A 19767-nucleotide genomic window follows, 5' to 3' on the forward strand; every position below is an offset into this window, starting at 1 on the left:
GACGTAGGGTTGCGGCATGCCAGACGTGGTGGTGATAGGCGGCGGACTGATCGGGTTGGCGACGGCTTGGCGGCTGGCTGTGGACGGCCTGCAGGTGACCGTGTGCGATCCGACGCCGGGCGGGCAGACGTCGAACGTTGCCGCCGGGATGCTGGCTCCGGTCACCGAGGTGGAGTTCGGCGAAGACGAGCTGCTCGCGCTCAACCTGGCCTCGGTCGACGCGTGGCCTGCCTTCGCCGCCGAGCTGGAGGACCTGACCGGGCAGCCGGCCGGGCTGCACCAGACCGGCACGCTCTCGGTCGCGTACGACGCCGACGACATGGCCGTGCTCCGCCGGGTCGCGGACTACCAGCGCCGGCTCGGCCTCGAGGTGGAGGACCTGACCGGCCGCGACGCCCGCCGCCGCGAGCCCCTGCTCGCAACGGGCGTCTCCGGCGGCGTGTGGGTCCCAGGCGACCACTCTGTCGACAACAGGCAGGCCCTCACCACGCTCTTGAAGGCGCTTGAGCTGTCCGGCGTCCAGGTCGTCCGGCAGCGCGTAACGCGCGTGCTCACCTCCGGTACGACGGCAACCGGCGTACAGCTCGACAACGGCGACACCGTGGACGCGGGGCAGATTGTCGTGGCGGCGGGGCCGTGGTCGTCGCAGCTGGATGGCGTACCGGAGGAGCTGCGGCCACCCGTACGTCCGGTGAAGGGCGAGGTACTGCGTTTGCGCGTCCCCGAGGCGTACCGCCCGGCGCTGCAACACACCGTGCGCGCGACTGCCCGCGGGTTCTCGGTGTACCTCGTTCCGCGACCCGGCGGCGAACTGGTGGTCGGTGCCACGAGCACCGAACTCGGCTACGACACGCGCGTGCTGGCCGGTGGCGTCTTCAACCTGCTCCGCGACGCGCGCACCGTGCTCCCGATCACCGACGAACTCGAACTGGTCGAGACGATCGCCGGCCTGCGTCCCGCGACGCCGGACAACGCACCGGTCCTCGGCCCGTCCGGTCTGGATCGGTTGCTCTGGGCAACCGGTCACTACCGGAACGGCGTGCTGCTGACGCCGGTCACCGCGCAGGTGCTGGCCGAGACGGTCCGCACCGGAACGCTGCCCGAGCTCGCGAAACCCTTCCTGGCGAACCGCTTCGCGCACTGACCCACGGTTGCCCTGGGCAACCGGGAGATTGTGAATCACACGAATGTAGTTCAGTGTTGAATTGTAACCTTTACGTTACAGGCGTCACACCAACCCCATCCGCACCTGTTGTCACATCAGCCTCAGCACTTAGGGTCAGATGACGTTCACAACGGGGAGTTGGTTGCGATGCGCAACATTGTTCGGATCCTGACCGGGCTCGCGGTGCCGGTACTGACCGCGGCCGTGATCACCGCGGGCTCGCCCGGCCTGGGCGCCTACAAGGTCAAGGAGGGCGACACCCTCAGTCACATCGCCGGCCGCTACGGCACCACGGTCAGCAACCTGGTCGCACTGAACAAGCTCCCGGGCAACGGCAACGCGATCTACGCCGGCGAGGTGCTGAAGGTGCCGGCGCCGGCCACCGGCAGCACCCCGGCGAAGCGCTCCCAGCTGGGCCGGGTGACGTACGTCGTGAAGTCCGGCGACACGATCTCCGGGATCGCGAAGCGCTTCCACTGCTCCCAGGCGAACCTGCTCGCCGCGAACAAACTGACGGCGGGCGACCCGATCTTCGCCGGCAAGTCGCTGCAGGTCCCGGTGAAGATCCGGCCCAAGGCCCGCACCGACAACACGTTCGCGGGCCGCAAGTACGCCGACCACATCGTCGCCCAGGCGAACCGCAACCGGGCGATCCTGAAGCAGCGCAAGCAGCCGACCCGGTCGCAGATGCGGTCGCTGATCGTGAGCGCGTCGAAGCGGTACGGAGTCGACCCGCAGCTCGCGCTCGCTGTCGCCTGGCAGGAGTCCGGCTGGAAGCAGCGCGTGGTCTCCCCCGCGAACGCGATCGGCGCGATGCAGGTGATCCCGTCCACCGGCCGGTTCGCGTCCCGGATCGTCGGCCGCGAGCTCGACCTGCTGAACGCCCACGACAACGTCACGGCAGGCGTCGTACTGCTCAGCCGCCTGACCGGGGCCGCCAAACTGGACATCGCGGTGGCCGGTTACTACCAGGGCCTCGGCGGGGTGAAGAAGAACGGCATGTATGCCGACACCAAGGCGTACGTGGCCAACGTCCTCCGGATCAAGGCCCAACTGGAGCGCGGCTGGGACCCCCTGCGGTGAGCCTGGCTCAGTAACGCTGCGGGGTTATCTACACTCTCTCCAGAACGGTTTGGGGAGAGGCGGCTCACCGCAAGTGACGGACGACGTGGACACGCAGGTCAGCGACCGCCTCGTCGGGCGTGTGCTCGACGGTCGGTACCGCGTGGGCGCACGTGTCGCCAAGGGCGGGATGGCCACCGTCTACCAGGCGCTCGACATGCGGCTGGACCGGACCGTCGCGGTCAAGGTGATGCACGACGGGCTCGGCGACGACGCCCAGTTCACCCGCCGGTTCGTGGCCGAGGCCCGGGCCGCCGCCCGGCTGTCCAACCCGAACGTGGTGGCCGTCTTCGACCAGGGCGACGACAACGGCACGTTGTTCCTCGCGATGGAGTACGTTCCCGGCCGCACGCTGCGCGACGTCATCCGCGAGGAGGCACCGCTCTCCCCTGCCCGCGCGCTGGACCTGCTGACGCCGGTCCTGTCCGCGCTGTCGGCCGCCCACGACGCGGGCATCGTGCACCGCGACATCAAGCCCGAGAACGTGCTGATCTCCGACAAGGGCGCCGTGAAGGTCGCCGACTTCGGTCTGGCCCGCGCGGTCAGTGCCAGCGGCAACACCGCCACTCAGGGCCTGCTGATGGGAACGGTGTCGTACCTCGCGCCCGAGCTGGTCACGGACGGCAGCGCCGACGCCCGGTCGGACGTGTACTCGGCGGGCATCCTGCTGTACGAGATGCTCACCGGCAGCAAGCCCCACTCCGGCGACACCCCGATCCAGGTCGCGTACGCGCACGTCCACAACGACGTGCCGCCGCCGTCGCTCGAGCAGCCCGGGATCCCGCCGTACGTCGACGCGCTCGTGCAGCGCGCGACCGCGCGGGACCGGGACCTGCGGCCGACCGACGCGCGGGTGTTCAGCCGGCAGGTGCACCGGGTCCGCAGCGCGCTCGACGAGGGGCTGCCGGACGACCCGGAGCTGACCGGCGACCTGACCGTGCCGATCCAGCAGATCCGGCAGGACAGCGGGTACGACGACGGGTACACCCGCGGCGAGGCCGGTCCCGGCGACCAGCCGATCCGGCACGACACGATCGTCGTACCGGTGGAGCACGGCCGGCCGACGGGCGCTCCGGCCAAGCCGCCGGCGAAGACACCTCCGCCGCGGCGCCGGTCGCGCGGGCCGATCGCGCTGCTCGTGATCCTCGCGCTGGCGATCGGCATCGGGACCGCCGCCTGGTACTACGGCATCCACCGCTACACGACCACGCCGTCGCTGGTCGGGATGGCGCCCGCGGCGGCCGAGGCCGCGGCGGCGAAGGCCGGGCTGAAGACGACCCAGGACAACCAGGACTTCTCCGAGGACGTGCCCAAGGGCGACGTCATGAAGACCGATCCCGCGCCGGGCGACCGGATCCTGAAGCACGGCGACATCGGCCTGACGATCTCGAAGGGCCCCGAGCGGTACCGGGTGCCGCAACTCGTCGGACTGCAACTGGACGCGGCCCAGCAGGCGCTGTCGTCGGTCAAGCTGGTCACCGGGCAGGTCGACGAGCAGTACAACGAGACCGTTCCGCAGGGGCGGGTGATCGCGATCAGCCCGAAGTTCAACACGGTCGTGAAGCCCGGGACCGCGGTGAACTTCGCGGTCAGCAAGGGCAAGCGGCCGATCGGGGTGCCGGATCTGACCGGGAAGTCGTACCGGGACGCGAACAAGGCGCTGAAGAAGCTCGGCTTCGTCGTCACGCGGACCACGAAGTACGACGACAAGGTGCCCGAGGGCAACGTGATCAGCCAGAGCCCGAACAGCGGCACCCTGTTCGCCAAGGACAAGGTCGCGCTGGTCGTCTCGCTCGGGCCGCCGCTGGTCGAGGTGCCGAACGTGAAGCGGAAGACCACCTCCGACGCGCAGCAGATCCTCACCGGCGCCGGTTTCAAGGTGACCGTGCAGCAGGCGCCGTTCAACCTCGGCCTGAACATCGTCGCCGCGCAGAGCCCCGGCGCCGGCCAGAAGGTGAAGCCCGGCACGACGATCGTGATCACCGTGCTCTGATTTTGCTTCCCAGGCAAGCGTTCTGATCTGATGTCAGGCGTGAATCACCCTCGTGTTGCTGTACTGGCACTCCTGGCTGTCGCAGCCGCCTGGGGGTCGACGTTCTTCCTCACCAAGGACCTGCTCACCAGGATGGACGTCGCCGACTACCTGGCGTTGCGGTTCCTGATCGCCTCGGTCGCGCTGATCCTGGTCAACCCGCCCGCGATCGCCCGGCTCAGCCGGCTGGACCGCGGCCGGGCCGTTGCCCTCGGCATCACGTACGGCATCGCCCAGCTGGTCCAGACCGAGGGCCTGCGGCACACGTCGGCGAGCGTCTCGGGCTTCGTCACCGGCATGTACGTCGTGTTCACCCCGCTGCTCGGCGCGGTCATCCTGCGGCATAAGATCGGCCGCTGGGCCTGGGTCGCCGTGATCCTCGCCACGGTCGGACTCGGCGTACTCTCGCTGCGCGGATTCAGCCTCGGTACCGGCGAGCTGCTCACACTCGCGTCCGCCGGTCTGTACGCGCTGCACATCATCGGCCTCGGCGCCTGGTCCACGCCTCAGAACGCCTTCGGCCTGTCGGCACTGCAGATGATCGTGATCACCTGCGTCTGCGCGATCGGCGCCGTGCCCGGCGGCTTCTCGCTGCCGCCGAGCGGACGGGACTGGATCAGCGTCGTCTACATGGCATTGATCGCCGGCGCGCTCGCGTTGATCGTGCAGACCTGGGCCCAGGCACACCTGACTCCGACCCGCGCGGCCATTGCGATGACAATGGAGCCGGTGTTCGCGTCGGCGTTCGCCGTACTGTTCGGTTCGGACAGCCTGACGTGGCGGATGCTGGTCGGCGGCGCGCTGGTGGTGTCGGCGATGTACCTCGTCGAACTGGCGCCGCGACGTAAGTTCGAGGCGGAAGTGCAGCACTTGGCGCAATAGGAGGTGTGATGCGGGAGAACCGGCCACGCGACCGGTGGTTCCCGTACGCCGTGATCGCGCTGCTGCTGGCGGTCCTCGCCGGCGGCACGATCAGCAACCTGGTCCGGTTCCCGCAGCCGCAGCTCGTCTCCGCGGGCATCCCGCACGCGTCGGTACGCTCGGCCCTCGGCAACGACCCGTACGACGACATGGTGCGGCACGCGCTCGCGGACCTCGACGCGCTCACGCTTCCGAACGGCGGCACGCTGGCCGGCGAGAACGGTCCGTGGCGGTACGTGTGGCCGCGGGACGCGTCGTTCGTCGCGGTCGCCCGGTGCGCGATCGGGCAGTACGACAAGGCTCTCGCCGTACTGGGGTTCCTGAATCGCGTGCGGCCTGCGAAGGGGCGGTGGGAGGCCCGGTACACCGAGACCGGCGCGCATGTCGGCGACGGCCGTACGCCGCAGCTCGACGGCTCCGGGTGGGTGCTGTGGGCAACGTGGTTCTGCCGGGCGGGCGACAAGTACTGGGACATGGTCCGGCAGTCGGCCGACGAGATCGTGGCCGAGCTCGGCCCGGACGGGCTGCCGAGTCCCTCGCCGGACTACTGGGAGCGGCCCGAGCGCAAGCTCACGCTTGGCACCGTCGCCCCGCTGCTGACCGGCCTCCGCTCGGCGGCGGGAATCGCCACGTCACTGCACCATTCACCGGAGGCCGCGCGCTGGTGGACCGCCGCGGAGAAGTTGTCCGCGGCAACCGATCGGGCGTTCGGCCCGGACTATCCGCGGATCCCGGCGCAGGCCACCAGCTTCGTCGAGCCGGGTGTCGAACCGGTGTCGTTGCAGGGCGGACGGGACGCGATCGTGACCGTCCTCGGCCCGCCGTTCGCGCCGGCCCGTCCGGTGGTCAGTACGGCGATCGACACGGCGTACGACGTACTGACGCAACCGAACGGCGGGGTGACACCGGGCGAGGACTGGCGGGCGGACGGGGTGTCGTGGACGCCCCAGACCGCCCTGTTCGCGCTGAGCGCGGCCGCCCGCGGCAACCAGGACACCGCGAACGCGTTGCTCACGTGGCTCGACCATCACCGCACCAAGACCGGCGCCCTGCCCGAGAAGGTCAACCGTGACCTACAGCCCGCCGGCGAGGCCCCGTTGGCGTGGACCGCGGCCATCGTCGTACTCACCGTCGCGGCCCTCCACGGGGACCTGCCGATCCCGTCCTAGCAGATCTCCATGTCGTCGTGGCTCGGGGTGGCCGGGCGGTTGGTGCTGGTCTTGCCGGAGTAGAAGAACGCGGTCGACGCGATGTCGTCCTGCAGCGGGAGGTACCGCCCGCCGGAGCGCCAGCCGAGGGCTTGTACGTCGACGCGCAGCCGCTCCTTGAAGCGGATCGGGTCTGGCAGGTGGAACCGGTACATGCCGAACCGCTGCTGGCTCTGGTACTGCCCGTCCGGGCGGATCACCTGCGGCATGCCGAGGTACGGCGTACTGAACTCGGTGTAGCCGCCCAGGTGAGGTACGTCGAAGTTCCACGCGCCGCCGAAGTAGTCCTCGGTCCCCGTGCCGCAGATGGTCGGGTACTCGTCGTCGCCGTCGACGTAGAACTTGACCTCTCCCTCACCCCACCAGCCCGTGCTGTTGACGCCCCACGCGACGTACGTGCCGACGTAGTGTCCCGGGCCTTCCACACCGTCCAGCAGCGTGTGCACGGTCTTGGCCTGAAGCGGGTTGCTCCGGCGCCATTGGGCGTGCAGGTACGCCGCCTTGTCCGGTACGGCGCCCAGCCAGTAGTCCACCTGGAAGTACACGACCACGGGCTCGTCGTGGGTGTTCTCGATGGTCAGCTTGGCCTGCTGGTTGAACGGCATCTCCCAGTAGCAGTTGAACCCGCCGTTCGGGTTCACCGCGACCGGCAGCGAGTTGACCTGGGCGAACTTGCCCCAGCCCGAGCAGAAGAAGTCGCCGACCGGCGTCTCCACCGCGGGCGCCTCGTCGCCGTCCCAGAACGCCCGCAGCACCAGCCGGCGCCAGTGGTCGACGTGCGTGGTCAGCCAGATGTGCGTGATGCACCCCGACCCGGCGATGTCCGCGAGCGTCGCGGTCTCCCCCGGCCCGATCTCGATCGACGGCGAGACCTTCCACCCCTGCCCGAGGTCCCGGGCCGCGTGCGCTCCCGTACCCTCGGTCCGCCGCCCGCCCTGGCCGGGCTCGCCGGTCGGGTTCTCCGCACTGATGGAGCGCGTCTCGACGTCGGCGAGCGCGCTGATGCCGGTGAGGTTCCCAAGTGTCATACCGCGACCTTAGGCCGCACCGGGTTCCCTGAGAAATCGATTGCCCATGAAGTGGACCTCAGCAGGCGCGGACCTTGGCGTCCAGGCCGGTGAAGGACAGGCACGCCCACGGGCGGCCCTGGTCGCGCTTGGCGCGGACGATCACCGGATACGCGTCGGCGCCGCGCACCTGCGGGCTCTTCTCGGTCGCGAGCGATCCGATCGCTCCCCCGCGCGCCTCGGCCGCCGCCTTCACCTCGGCGATGCTGACGCTGCTGCCGGCCGCCTTCGCGGCCGCGGCCTTCGCGTCGGTCGCGACCTGCAGGGCGAACTTGATCTCCGGCGGCGTCGACCACCTCGTCTGCGTCACCGGGATCACCACTCCGAACATCGCCAGCCCGACCGCGGTGACGATCTGCCGCAACCGCCGGGTCTGATCGGCCAGCAGCAACGCGGCACAACAGATCGCCAGGAACACCGTCATCCCGCGCAGCACCCAATGCCGATCCAGCCGGCCGTCCACCGCCAGCCCGGCCACCACCGCGATCAGCAGACAAACCCCGGCAGCGCCCAACGCGCGTACTCGCGGAGACAGAGATTGCATGCCGCCGACAATAGACGCCCTAAGGTGGCGGCACGGACCACGTCGGAGGGAAACCGGGATGACGCTTCTTCGGATGGACAACGTCGGCATCGTCGTCGACGACCTCGACGCCGCGATCGCGTTCTTCGAAGAGCTCGGCCTGGAGCTGGACGGTCGCGGCCAGGTCGAGGGCGACTGGGTGGACCGGACCGTCGGACTCACCGGGGTCCGCTGCGACTTCGCGATGCTGCGGATGCCGGACGGACGCGGCCGGCTCGAGCTGGCGAAGTACCACTCGCCCGTCGCGGTCGGCACGGTCCCGCCGAACCCGCCGCACAACACGCTCGGGACACACCGGGTCATGTTCGCCGTCGACGACCTCGACGACACCCTCGAGCGGCTCCGGCGGCACGGCGCCGAACTCCTCGACGGTGTCGGACAGTTCGACGGCGGCTTCCGCCTCTGCTACCTCCGCGGCCCGTCCGGCATCATCCTGGCGCTGGCTGAACAGGTCTAGTTCTTTCTGTAGGCAATCACGCGGGTCAGGCCTAAGGTCCGGCCGCCGTCGGCGTGGAGCATGCGCGCTTCCTCGCGGCCGGGGCGGCCGCCGTCGAGGTCGCAGGCCTCGTTCCACTGCAGCCAGTCCTGCCAGCCGTGCGGCAACTGGTCGGCGACCTCGACCGTGACCAGGCCGGTCTTCTCCCAGTGACGCCGCCACCACGCCGCGCTGTGCCACGCGCAGAAGTCCCACTTCCAGTACTCGCTCAGATGCGCCGGCGGCAGCGTCTCGTACTCCTCGACCGGCCCCGGCTGCACGATCCCGATCCGGCCACCCGGCTTCACGAAGCGCGAGAAGTACCCGAGATAAAGGTCGTCCGTCCCGAAATAGTGGTACGCGCCGATGCTCACCGCCGCATCGAAGAACCCCTCCGCGTACGGCAAGGCCCGAGCCTCCGAGTAGATCGGACGAACCCGGTCCTCCACTCCCGCCTCGACCACCCGGCGCAGAATCTCGTCCGGCTTCACCCACAGATCGGTCGCCCACACCTCGACCCCGAACTCCTTGGCCAGAAACACCGAACTGCAGGCATTCCCACATCCCAGATCGAGCACCCGCATCCCCGGCTCGAGCGCCATCGACCCGGCCAGCGCCTCCGCCTGCCACACCGGATTCGGCCCCATCGACGCATCGACCATCCACCGCGCCGAGTACTTCGCGGACCGCGGATACCGCTCGTTCTTCAGCAGCTTCGCCAGCTCGTCATCATCCATGCGCCCGCAGTCTGCGCCGGTCCCAATCCGCGAGCAAAGCGTTTTCCGGGGCACGCAAGATTGTTCTAAAGGATTGTGAGCTCCAAGTACGACAGCCCGTTCGCACCCGTCTCCGTCTGCACGCTGACGACAACCCGCCATTCGCCGGGCGGTACGGCGTACCCGAGCTCTGGAACGAGTGACGCCGTACCAACCAGAAGAGGCACCGGCCGACTCTCCCCGGCCCCGACGGCGAACCCGACCCGCACCAAGGGGTGCGGCCCGGCAAACTCCCCGACCACCCGCCCCGAACCGTCGGTCACCACCGACGCCAGCTCCCCACCGGTGATCAGCACCTGCTCACAGTCGCCCCGATTCCGCACGAGCACGTCCTGCCGAAGATCCCACCCCGACCGAACCGTCAACGGGGCAAGGGCTTCCACGTCGATCCCGATCTCCGCCACCGGCCCGCCCCGCAGCTCCGGCGCCCGCACATTCCTGATCAGCTCGCCCGCCGGATACTGCATCAGACCGACCTGCAGTTCCACAAGCTCCGGATACCTCGCCTGCAACCCCGCCGCAATGTCCGTAGCCCAAGCCGCCAACATAATCCGAACCGGCACCCGCGTCGGCTCACTGTCCGGATCAGGAAACGCCCGCAAAGCCCCCGGCACCTCCGCAACCAGCCGCCGCAACTCCCCCCGCAACCCCTCCCACCCAGCCATACGCCGAAGATAACTCCGTCCGGCAGAATCCCGGGTATGCCTCAGATCACCGCAGCAGTACGTATCCGGTGGATGGCAACTGGAGCCGCCGTCGTCGCGCTCATCATGGTCGGCGTCGCAAGGTGTCCGCGGGCAGCATCCACGACACCGCGAAAGCGTGCAGTCCGGACCAAAGAGTCTGCATCACTCGCCAGCAGGCGCCAGGACTGCTGCAGGTCCGACCTGTCGACCGACTCTGGGTCTCCGTCGACCTGCACGACAGCTGCGGCAGCTTCTATCCAACGCCGTTCGAACTCCCGGACGGCCGCCTCGACGCAACGTTCACGGCCGACTCCATCCAGCTTCGCGGCCTAGGTCGCGAGCACATCACCTACTCCGCCGCAGGCTGCTAACGCACCTCCGATTCTCCTTGCAGGTAAGCGATCCCGGCCGATCCTGGATTTGCCCGTGACCATTCCGTGACCTACAATAGAACACATGTTCGATCCCGATCTGGACGACCTCACCACCGCGGACCTCCTCACCGCGGCCGCCGAGTACGCCCACGATCAAGAACACGCCGCCCTCGGCATCCTCCGCACCACCCTCGCCTTCGCCGACCGCAACACCACCACCAGCCAACCCGGCCGACCCGACCACGACCCACTCCCCGGCTATGAACGCCTCCGCGTCTACGGCGGCCCCGGCTGCCCCGCGGTCGCCGAATTCGCCCCCATCGAACTCGGCGCCGTCCTCGGCATGTCCTCCGGCGCCGCCGCCTCCCTCCTCGGCGAAGCCCTCGCGTTGCGGCACCGCCTCCCCCGCGTGTGGGCCGCCGTCCTGGCCGGCAACGCCCTCACCTGGCGCGCCCGCAAAATCGCCCACGCCTGCCTCAACCTGTCCATGGAGGCCGCCGCCCTCGTCGACCGCCGCGTCGCCGGCATCGTCAACACGGTCACCCCCGGCCGGCTACGCAAGATCGTCACCGCCGCCATGTGGCAGGCCGACCCCGAACAGGCCCAGGCCGCCGCCGAAGCCGCCGCCAAAACCCGGGGCGTGTTCGTCGCCCAATCCGACCCCGACGACGACCACGGCACCAAACGCATCTTCATCCGCGCCGCCACCGGCGCAGTGGTCCGGTTCAAGGCCACCACCGAAGACATCGCCGAAGCATTGAGAGCCTTCGGCGACACCGACACCCTCGACGAACGCCGCGCCAAAGCCATCGACTGGCTCGCCGACCCCGCCGCGGCCGACCACCTCCTCAAGGTCTACCACCACCTCGCACAGACCCAAGCCCGATCGGCACAAGCCGACACCAGCCACCCCACACCCGAAGACGAACACACGGCCACCACCGCACACAGCCCCGTTGCCGAGGCCCCCGAACCGCGTGAGCCGGGACGCGACCACGATCCCGTGGACCAGAAACCCGCCGCAGCCGGGCACCACCAGCACGAGCAGCACGAGCAGCACGAGCAACACGAGTGGGACGGGTGGGACGACCGCGACGAGCAGCGTGAGTCGGATCAACGGGACGAACGGCAGGACCCGGCCGCCGACACCACCGACCAGGCCACCGGCCTCGACAGCGAAGCGGTCCTGGACAACGAGTCCGGCACAGATGGCACGGACGGCGCCGGATACACGAGCCGCATGTGCGCTGACGACAGCGAGTACCACACCGGCGACACCGACACCCAGTACGACGCCCCCGACAGCCCGGACACGGACGACCTGACCGGCGCGGATGGCACCGACAGCAGGGACCACGCGGGCAGCGTGGGCCGCGTGGGCTACCTCCTCGACGTGAACGACCCGGACTACCCGGACTACCCGATCGACGCCGCCGGCCCCAGCAGCGTCGGCCGCACGGACCATCACGGTGAGGCCGACAGTGCTGGTGCGGGACGCGAATTCACCCGGCTGGGACTGGGCGACACGCTCGAGGCACGGCTGGCCACGATCAAACAGCAGGCCCACAACCACCAGCCCGCTACAGGCCGCAGTACCGGTCATAGCGGAGGTGGCAGTACGGGTCGCAGTGCGGGCGGGGGTCGGCGGCACACGCTGTACGTGCACCTCACCGACAAAACCCTCGCCACCGGCACCGGCGTACTACGCACCGAAGAACTCGGACCACTCCTCGCCAGCCAACTCGGCGAACTCCTCGGCCACGACCACATCACCGTCAAACCAGTCATCGACCTGCACGACCAAGTCAGCGTCGACAGCTACGAAATCCCCGACCGCATCCGCGAACGCGTACGACTCCGCCACCCCGTCGACATGTTCCCGTACGGCGCCGCCGAAGCAACACCCAGGATGGACCTCGACCACATCACGCCGTACGACCGCACCGGCCCACCCGGCCAAACCAGCGTCGACAACCTCATACCCCAAGGACGACTCCACCACCGCGCCAAAACCTTCGGCGGCTGGAGCAACCGACGCCTGCCCGACGGAGGAATCGAATGGACCAGCCCGCACGGATTCCGCTTCCACGTCGACCACAAGGGCAGCCGCCCACTCCCACGCCGCCCAAACACCCGACCTCAACCGAGTCGGCGCAGACCGCCCCAACGTCGTCGACCGTGAACAGCGCCGCGGTCGTGCTACCTGGTAGCTGTTGGCAAGGCGTCGAGTACGGCAGCGAGGGCCTGCGGATCGCGGCGGGCGATGTTGTGCCCGACCGGGATCTCATGCACCTGCCAAGCCGCGTCCAGACGCAACCGCTCCGTCAGCTCCACGAATGGGCTCCCCGTCCAGTCGCCGCCGCTGATGTACGTACGGCGGAGCGCGGGCCACGGGTTGCCTTCCAGCGCGATGCCCTGGACGAAGCTGGCCAGTGGATGCGCTCGTGCGCGCGGATCCATCCCCTCAGGTACGTCGACCCACCGCCCGTCGGTCTTCGCGCCGGCGATGAACATCTCCCGGAACATGTCGGTGGTCAGCGACCAGCAGGAGTCGCCGTCATCCGGTACGTACGCGTCGATGAAGACCAGATGATCAAGCCGATCCCCCAGCCGATCCGCGACGCCCGCGATGACAAGCCCGGCGTAGCTGTGCCCGCACAACGCAACCGACGTACCGTCGAGCCCTTCGACGACCGCGGCCACCTGGTCGACATGCGCCGCAAGATTCACCGGCCGCTCCACATCCGCCGACCCCTCCAACTCCAGCCCCGCCAGCGTCACCGCCTCAACCCGATGCCCCCTCCCGCGCAACTCCCGCGCCACCGAGTCGAAAACCCACCCACCCTGCCAACCACCCGGCACCATCACGAAGTCCACCGCGCCATCCTAGGCGGCGGTCCGTCAGATTCTCTGCCGCTCATTGCCGGTATCAAAGAACCGGTCGAGGTACGCCCCAGGTTTGCGGTTGCTGTCGCGCACCAACGAAAAGACCTCGGCACCGTCGGCCGGAACGTCTGCAAAGCGGTACGCCTGCGCGAGTCCGACGTACGCATCCGGCGAGCCTGCGATCGTCGACGCGTACTCGCCGGCCTCGCGCTCGGCGCGCTCAACGGCGGGGTCGAACGAGTCAGCACGCCACAGCGTGATGCGCTCCTCGTACATCGTGGCGGCGGATGCCTCCCGGTCGACGAACCGGAAGATGCACCGTACCGCGTACCAGTCGACGCCAGATTGGTCAGTCACATCCGGCAGTTTGCCGGCACCTGCGCGGCTCATTCGCCGAGTGTGTGGAGGGCGGCCAGCAGAGCTTTGTGGTCGGGGACGGGGGCGAAAAAGGTGTTGTCGGCTTGCTCGACGAGTTTTACCGCGCGCTCGGCGAGGGCCGCGCCGACTGGGGTGACGGTTACGCGGATCGCGCGGGAGTCGGTGGGGTCGGGGTTTCGGGTCAGGAAGCCCTTGGTGGTCAGAGTTCTGAGGACCTGGGAGGTCATCATCGGGTCCGTGTTGGCGTGGTCGGCGATGCGGCGTTGGGTCGGGGATTCACCGGCGACGTGGTTGAGCCACCATGTGCTCGCGAGGAGGACGAACTGTACGTGCGTCAGCCCGAGCGGCTTCAGCGTCGACGTCATCAGCCGTTGCCAGCTCAGCGTTGTACGCCAGAGCAGCAGCCCTGGGCTCTCCTGTGGTTCGAGCGCGTCAGCCACCGAGCTGCTCCGCCCGCACACCGAGAGCCGCAATCACGTCCTGGAAGTCCGCCGAGACCGCGGCGCCCACCTCGGCGGCGGCGTCGTCGGGCCCGTGCGCCTCGCAGCGGTAGGTGATCCGGGTGCCTTCGGCGGTCGGTGTCAGTTCATGCCGCACGCGTACGACGACCCCGGCGTCGGGTACCTCGGTGACATCCTCGAAACCCTTCCCCGCCTCGACCCACGCGAACGTGAACGGCAACGCCGTCCCATCCGGCAGCACCATCACCGCCTCCGTACCCGCCTCAAACGGCCCGTGCATCTCGATCCGAGCGACCCCCGCGTTCCACTCGGCCCACGTCTCCGGCTCCGCCAGCACCGCGAACACCCGCTCCGGCCCCGCCGCACACCACCCGGTCACCTCAACAGACCACATGCCCCCTCCGCAGATAATATGCGCACATATTATCTCGTGAAACCGCGGAACACCCCGTCCGGATCGGCGTTGTCGGCGAACTCGTGGAAGTCCATGTTCGCGATCGAGAAGTTCGCGACGATCGGCTCGACCTGAGACGGGATCGCGCGAAACGTGCGGCCGACCTGCTTGTTCAGTTCGTTCAGGTCGACGAACAGCACGGTCTGGTCGCGCATTGTCTGCGCATCGGCCACGGCGAGCTCGGCGAGATAGTCCGCGCGCGGGAGGCCTACCAGCTGAGCCGAGGTGAGACCCGAGAGCTCAGGAGACTCGACCGGCTGCAGTGCGGCACCGCAGCGTTCGAAGTCGTTGCTCGGGTGGACAGCGGTCGCCGCTGCCAGGGCATCGCGCCAAGCGTCGTCGTCCGAGTAGTCGGTGCGAACGAACAGCAGGTCGAAGCGAACAACTCTGGGCAGCATCACGCCGCGAGCGTAACCGGACTAGAACGGGAGTTTGGGTTGGGGTGGGGCGTGGGTGGGGTCTACGCCGTCGAAGAGGCTGCTGACTGATTCGCCGTCGTGGATTCGTTTGATGGCTTCGGCGAAGAGGCCGGCTACTGAGGTGGTTTCGAGTTCGGGGAAGCCGGCGGGGCGGGGGACCGTGTCGGTGCTGATGACCTCGGTGATGGAGGGGTGTGAGCGGAGGCGTTCGACGGCGGGGCCGGCGAAGAGGCCGTGGGTGCAGGCGACGGCGGCCGAGGTGCAGCCGTGGTCCTTGAGGCGGTCGAGGAGTTCGATGATGGAGCCGCCGGTGGCGATCTCGTCGTCGAGGATGATCGCGCGGCGGCCGGCGACCTCGCCGACGATCGCGTCGATGACCACGCGGTCGTCGGCAAGGCGCTGCTTGCTGCCGGCGGCGACCGGTACGCCGAGCAGGCGGGCGAACTGGGTCGCGGTCTTGGCGTTGCCGAGGTCGGGGCTGACGACGACCGTGTCGGACAGGTCGCGGCCGCGGAAGTGGTCGGCGAGTACGCCGATCGCGGTCAGGTGGTCGACCGGCACCGAGAAGAACCCGTGCACCTGCGGCGCGTGCAGCGCCATCGTCAGCACCCGGTTGGCGCCGGCCGTGGTCAGCATGTCCGCGACCAGCCGGCCGCCGATCGAGATCCGGGAGGCGTCCTTCTTGTCGGACCGCGCGTACGCGTAGTGCGGGATGACCGCGGTGATCTGCGCCGCCGACGCGCCCCGGGCGGCGTCGATCATCAGCAGCAGCTCCATCAGGTGCTCCTGCGTCGGCGGGACGAGCGGTTGCACGATGTACACGTCTCGTTGCCGGCAGTTCGTCTGCAGTTGGACCTGCAGACAGTCGTTGCTGAAACGATGAATCTCCACCGGTGACAGCGGTACGCCGAGATCACGGCAGATCTGCTCCGCCAACTCGGTGTGGGCACTTCCGCTGAACACGACGATTTCTCGCACGGCTCTCCCCGAATGCTGCGACCCGAAACAGCTGAACCCTAACCGATGAGTCGCGCGAGCTTTTCCGCGGCTGTCCGGCAGTCGTCCGCCGACGCGTCGAGGTGCGTGACGATCCGCAGCTGCGTCGCCCCGACACCCCCGACGAGTACGCCGGCATCGCGGGCGCCGGCGACGATCTCCGGCACGGTGTGACCGGTCCCGGCAAGGTCGGCGACCACGATGTTCGTCTCCACCTGGTCGGGCTTCACCGAGCCCGGCGCGGCGTCCGCCAGGATCTCCGCGATCGACCGGGCGTTCGCGTGGTCCTCGGCGAGGCGCTCGACGTTGTGCTCCACGGCGTACAGGCCGGCAGCGGCCAGTACGCCGGCCTGCCGCCACCCGGCGCCGAGGCGCTTCCGCCAGACCCGCGCCTCGCGGATCAGCTCCGTGGACCCGACGAGCACCGAACCGACCGGTGCGCCGAGGCCCTTCGACAGGCAGACGCTCGCGGCGGCGGCCCTCCCGGCATACGACTGGAGAGTACGGCCGGTCGCGACGGCGGCGTTCCAGAGGCGGGCGCCGTCGAGGTGCAGCGGCAGCCCGCGGGCGTCCAGCTCGTCGGCGAGGTCGTCGTACGCGTGCTGGATCGACCCGCCGCCGAAGTTGTGCGTGTTCTCGACCGAGACCGCCGACGTCACCACGAAGTACGGTCCGAGATCGGGCGCGATCAGGGCGCGGATCTGCTCGAGGTCGATCTGCCCGGACGGCCCGCTCCAGGTCCGGGTGGTGACACCACTGGCGACCGCGTGCGAGCCGAGCTCGGCGCGGACGATGTGGGCGCTCGCCTCGCACAGCACCTCACCGCCACGCGGAACCAGCGCCCGTACGCCGAGCATGTTCGCGAGCGAGCCGGTGACGGTGAACAGACCGGCCTCGTGCCCGAGCAGCCCGGCGACCGTCTCCTCGAGGCGGTTGACCGTCGGGTCCTCGCCGTACACGTCGTCACCGAGCGGGGCCGACGTCATCGCCGCCAGCATCTCCGCCGACGGCCGTGTGACGGTGTCAGACCGCAGGTCGATCGCCGTCATGCCCGGGCACCGCGCAGCCGCTCCGCGACCAGGAACGCCAGCTCCAGCGACTGGTGCCGGTTCAGCCGCGGGTCGCAGGCCGTCTCGTACCGGCTGGCCAGGTCCTCCGCGACCAGCGCCTCGCCGCCGCCGAGGCACTCGGTGACGTCGTCGCCGGTGAGCTCCATGTGGACGCCGCCCGGCCACGTCCCGACCTGCTCGTGCGCGTCGAAGAAGCCCTGCACCTCGTCCATCACGTCGTCGAAGTTGCGGGTCTTGTACCCGTTCGGCGTCTCGAACGTGTTGCCGTGCATCGGGTCGCACACCCAGGCGATCGGCGAGCCGTGGTCGCGGACCGCTTCGAGCAGCGGCGGCAGCGCGGAGCGGATCTTGCCGGCGCCCATCCGGGTGATGAACGTGAGCCGGCCCTCGATGCCCTTCGGGTTCAGCTTGTCGATCAGCTCCCGGATGTATTCCGGGGTCGTGGTCGGGCCGATCTTCACCCCGAGCGGGTTCGACAGCGAGGCCAGGAACTCGACGTGCGCGCCGTCCAGCTGCCGGGTCCGCTCCCCCACCCAGAGCAGGTGGCCGGACACGTCGTACGGCTGCTCGGTGCGCGAGTCGATCCGGGTCAGGGCGTGTTCGTACTCGAGGATCAGCGCCTCGTGGGAGGCGTAGAAGTCGACGGTCCGGAACTCGTCCGAGGTCGCGCCGCAGGCCCGCATGAAGGCCAGCGCGCGCTCGATCTCGGACGCGAGCTGCTCGTAGCGCACACCGACCGGGGACGACTTCACGAAGTCGGTGTTCCAGGCGTGCACCTGGTGCAGGTCGGCGTACCCACCGGTGGTGAACGCGCGGGTCAGGTTCAGGGTCGCGGCGGCCGCGTTGTAGACGCCACGCAGCCGGGCCGGGTCCGGGATCCTCGACTCCGGGGTGAAGTCGAAGCCGTTCACTGCGTCGCCGCGGTACGACGGCAGGGTCACGCCGTCGCGGGTCTCCTCGCCGGACGAGCGCGGCTTCGCGTACTGCCCCGCGATCCGGCCGATCTTCACCACCGGCACGCTGGCGGCGTACTGGAGCACGACCGACATCTGCAGCAGCACCCGGAGCTTGGCGCGGATGTTCTCCGCGGTCACGCCCGCGAAGGTCTCCGCGCAGTCGCCGCCCTGCAGGATGAACGCCTCGCCGCGGGCGACCGCGCCGATCTTCGTGGTCAGGTCGTCGCATTCACCGGCGAACACGAGCGGAGGCAGCGTCCGGAGCTCGGCGATCACCTGCTCCAGGGCCGAACCGTCCGGCCACTCCGGCTGCTGCAGCGGCTTCAACGCCCGCAGCTCGTCCAGCGTCGGAACCCCCGGCACCTGCCCCGTCGTCAACGTCGCGAATTGCATGGGGCCAACTTTAGATGAGGCCGCAGAACCGAGCGTGACCGTCTCAGGTCAACGACCCCGGATCCGCCGGTACGTCGACCGCGTGCCGCCGCAGGACCGTCAGCGGAATCGTCTCCAGCGCCCGCACATGCGTGGACGCCAGTACGACGGGAGCTGCCGCGCCGTCGTGGTACGCCTGCAGCCACCGCGCCGCCACCACACACCAGCGGTCACCCGGACACAGGCCCGTGAAGCTGTACTCCGGACGCGGTGTGACCAGGTCGTTCCCGACCGAGGCCTGATGCGTCAGGAACTCCGTCGTCATCACCGCGCAGACGGTGTGACTGCCGAGGTCCTCGGGGCCGCTCGTACAGCAGCCGTCGCGGTAGAAACCCGTGACGGGATCGGTGCCGCACTCCTCGAGCGCTCCGCCGAGGACGTTCAGGTCGCCGTCCATCCCGGTGTGGTCAGCTGGCCTTCGTGTCGCCGAGGCGGACGTGGTCGTCGATGGATTCGCCGGCCTTGAGGAGTTCCTTGGCCTTGTCGGCGTACATGTCGACGTACTCCTGGCCGGACAGGCCCATCAGCGCGTACATGATCTCGTCGGTGACCGAGCGGAGCACGAAGCGGTCGCGCTCCATGCCCTCGTACCGGGAGAAGTCCATCGGCTCGCCGAACGCGACGCCCGGGCGGACCAGGCGCGGCAGCAGCCGGCCCTTCTCGCGGTAGAACAGCACCGGCTTCATCCGGCCCGCGGGCTGCAGTTTGTGGGTGTCGATCATCGCCACCGGGATCACCGGTACGCCGGCCACGATCGCCATCCGGGCGACACCGGTCTTGCCCTTGTACAGCCGGCCGTCGGGCGAGCGGGTGCCCTCGGGGTAGATCCCGAACAGGCCGCCCTTGTCGAGGATCTCCAGGCCGGTATTCAGCGCCGCCAGCGAGGCGCGGCCGCCGGAGCGGTCGATCGGGATCTGGCCGACCGAGCGGAAGAACGTCGCGACCAGCTTGCCCTTCAGGCCGGGGCCGGTGAAGTACTCCGACTTGGCCGGGAAGACGATCTGCCGCGGCACCGAGACCGGCAGGAAGATCGAGTCACAGAACGCCAGGTGGTTGCTGACCAGCAACGCCGGGCCGTCGGTGGGCACGTGCTCGACACCGGTCACCTTCGGCCGGAACAGCAGCTTGACCAGTGGCGCGACAAAGAACCGTCTCAGGAACAGATACAGCATCCGCCTCGACCTCCGTCAACTCGCCCGACACACATCTACACCCAGACACGACAACCGCGGCGCGTCAACCGTTCCGGTGCGGACACTACGTTCCAGCTTCCCCCTCAGGCAATGTCACCGCCAGGAATGCGGGT

21 protein-coding genes are annotated in these 19767 nt (G+C 69.1%); 7 read left to right on the plus strand and 14 right to left on the minus strand.

Annotation, left to right across the window (positions count from 1 at the left end; translation table 11 throughout):
* Positions 1-16: 16 nt before the first annotated feature.
* The 5 genes from thiO to ACQHIV_RS14680 all read left to right on the plus strand — a co-directional run bounded on the left by thiO (position 17) and on the right by ACQHIV_RS14680 (position 6409).
* Positions 17-1144 carry a glycine oxidase ThiO gene (gene thiO / locus ACQHIV_RS14660; RefSeq protein ID WP_427894599.1) on the plus strand — a complete coding sequence of 376 codons (1128 nt, stop codon included), beginning with the start codon at positions 17-19 and terminating at the stop codon, positions 1142-1144.
* A gap of 168 nt (positions 1145-1312) precedes the next feature.
* On the plus strand, positions 1313-2248 hold the full coding sequence (locus ACQHIV_RS14665) for a lytic transglycosylase (RefSeq protein WP_427894601.1): 936 nt from the start codon (positions 1313-1315) through the stop codon (positions 2246-2248).
* 73 nt (positions 2249-2321) lie between these two features.
* The gene (gene pknB / locus ACQHIV_RS14670; RefSeq protein ID WP_427894603.1) at positions 2322-4280 is read left to right on the plus strand and encodes a Stk1 family PASTA domain-containing Ser/Thr kinase; all 1959 of its coding nucleotides are present in this window, start codon (positions 2322-2324) and stop codon (positions 4278-4280) included.
* A 30-nt stretch (positions 4281-4310) separates the two neighbouring features.
* Positions 4311-5201: a DMT family transporter gene (locus ACQHIV_RS14675; RefSeq protein WP_427894605.1), complete on the plus strand. Its 891-nt coding sequence runs from the start codon at positions 4311-4313 to the stop codon at positions 5199-5201.
* A gap of 8 nt (positions 5202-5209) precedes the next feature.
* Positions 5210-6409, plus strand: a complete 1200-nt coding sequence (locus tag ACQHIV_RS14680; protein WP_427894607.1) for a glucoamylase — start codon at positions 5210-5212, stop codon at positions 6407-6409.
* On the opposite strand, the gene ACQHIV_RS14685 is transcribed toward ACQHIV_RS14680, so the two are convergent.
* Both ACQHIV_RS14685 and ACQHIV_RS14690 read right to left on the minus strand, forming a co-directional pair.
* On the minus strand, positions 6406-7476 hold the full coding sequence (locus tag ACQHIV_RS14685; protein ID WP_427894609.1) for a glycoside hydrolase family 172 protein: 1071 nt from the start codon (positions 7474-7476) through the stop codon (positions 6406-6408). The genes ACQHIV_RS14680 and ACQHIV_RS14685 overlap by 4 nt on opposite strands.
* Before the next feature lie 58 nt (positions 7477-7534).
* The gene (locus ACQHIV_RS14690; RefSeq protein WP_427894610.1) at positions 7535-8059 is read right to left on the minus strand and encodes a hypothetical protein; all 525 of its coding nucleotides are present in this window, start codon (positions 8057-8059) and stop codon (positions 7535-7537) included.
* A gap of 58 nt (positions 8060-8117) precedes the next feature.
* Between ACQHIV_RS14690 and ACQHIV_RS14695 the strand changes: the two genes are divergently transcribed.
* Positions 8118-8555, plus strand: a complete 438-nt coding sequence (locus ACQHIV_RS14695) for a VOC family protein (protein ID WP_427894612.1) — start codon at positions 8118-8120, stop codon at positions 8553-8555.
* On the opposite strand, the gene ACQHIV_RS14700 is transcribed toward ACQHIV_RS14695, so the two are convergent.
* Both ACQHIV_RS14700 and ACQHIV_RS14705 read right to left on the minus strand, forming a co-directional pair.
* On the minus strand, positions 8552-9310 hold the full coding sequence (locus ACQHIV_RS14700) for an SAM-dependent methyltransferase (RefSeq protein WP_427894614.1): 759 nt from the start codon (positions 9308-9310) through the stop codon (positions 8552-8554). The two genes, ACQHIV_RS14695 and ACQHIV_RS14700, sit on opposite strands and share 4 nt — an antisense overlap.
* A 65-nt stretch (positions 9311-9375) precedes the next feature.
* A complete protein-coding gene (locus ACQHIV_RS14705; RefSeq protein WP_427894616.1) occupies positions 9376-9816 on the minus strand; it encodes a hypothetical protein in 441 nt (146 codons plus the stop codon).
* Positions 9817-10491: 675 nt separating this feature from the next.
* On the opposite strand from ACQHIV_RS14705, the gene ACQHIV_RS14710 reads away from it, so the two are divergent.
* Positions 10492-12591, plus strand: a complete 2100-nt coding sequence (locus tag ACQHIV_RS14710) for a hypothetical protein (RefSeq protein ID WP_427894618.1) — start codon at positions 10492-10494, stop codon at positions 12589-12591.
* Between the two features lie 17 nt (positions 12592-12608).
* Here ACQHIV_RS14710 and ACQHIV_RS14715 read toward each other — a convergent pair whose 3' ends face one another.
* Genes ACQHIV_RS14715 through ACQHIV_RS14760 form a run of 10 tightly spaced genes read right to left on the minus strand, consistent with a single transcriptional unit; the run spans position 12609 to position 19633 of the window.
* Complete coding sequence (locus ACQHIV_RS14715) at positions 12609-13286, minus strand: alpha/beta fold hydrolase (protein WP_427894620.1); 678 nt, start codon at positions 13284-13286, stop codon at positions 12609-12611.
* Between the two features lie 24 nt (positions 13287-13310).
* Entirely contained in the window at positions 13311-13652 is a 342-nt protein-coding gene (locus ACQHIV_RS14720; RefSeq protein ID WP_427894622.1) for a DUF4288 domain-containing protein, read from the minus strand.
* Positions 13653-13681: 29 nt separating this feature from the next.
* Entirely contained in the window at positions 13682-14113 is a 432-nt protein-coding gene (locus ACQHIV_RS14725) for a MarR family winged helix-turn-helix transcriptional regulator (protein WP_427894624.1), read from the minus strand.
* Positions 14106-14528 (minus strand): SRPBCC family protein, encoded by a 423-nt coding sequence (locus ACQHIV_RS14730; RefSeq protein ID WP_427894626.1) that lies wholly within the window; start codon positions 14526-14528, stop codon positions 14106-14108. Before ACQHIV_RS14730 ends, ACQHIV_RS14725 begins: the two co-directional genes overlap by 8 nt.
* 29 nt (positions 14529-14557) lie before the next feature.
* The gene (locus tag ACQHIV_RS14735) at positions 14558-14986 is read right to left on the minus strand and encodes a DUF6924 domain-containing protein (RefSeq protein WP_427896492.1); all 429 of its coding nucleotides are present in this window, start codon (positions 14984-14986) and stop codon (positions 14558-14560) included.
* Positions 14987-15007: 21 nt separating this feature from the next.
* Positions 15008-15985 carry a ribose-phosphate diphosphokinase gene (locus tag ACQHIV_RS14740; protein WP_427894627.1) on the minus strand — a complete coding sequence of 326 codons (978 nt, stop codon included), beginning with the start codon at positions 15983-15985 and terminating at the stop codon, positions 15008-15010.
* Between the two features lie 38 nt (positions 15986-16023).
* Positions 16024-17052 (minus strand): threonine aldolase family protein, encoded by a 1029-nt coding sequence (locus tag ACQHIV_RS14745; RefSeq protein WP_427894629.1) that lies wholly within the window; start codon positions 17050-17052, stop codon positions 16024-16026.
* A complete protein-coding gene (locus ACQHIV_RS14750; protein WP_427894631.1) occupies positions 17049-18422 on the minus strand; it encodes a class II 3-deoxy-7-phosphoheptulonate synthase in 1374 nt (457 codons plus the stop codon). Before ACQHIV_RS14750 ends, ACQHIV_RS14745 begins: the two co-directional genes overlap by 4 nt.
* 43 nt (positions 18423-18465) lie before the next feature.
* Complete coding sequence (locus ACQHIV_RS14755; RefSeq protein ID WP_427894633.1) at positions 18466-18858, minus strand: DUF2237 family protein; 393 nt, start codon at positions 18856-18858, stop codon at positions 18466-18468.
* A 10-nt stretch (positions 18859-18868) separates the two neighbouring features.
* Positions 18869-19633: a lysophospholipid acyltransferase family protein gene (locus tag ACQHIV_RS14760; RefSeq protein WP_427894635.1), complete on the minus strand. Its 765-nt coding sequence runs from the start codon at positions 19631-19633 to the stop codon at positions 18869-18871.
* Positions 19634-19767: the final 134 nt, after the last annotated feature.

It is taken from the genome of Kribbella polygonati (assembly GCF_050320105.1).
Taxonomy (GTDB): Bacteria; Actinomycetota; Actinomycetes; order Propionibacteriales; family Kribbellaceae; genus Kribbella.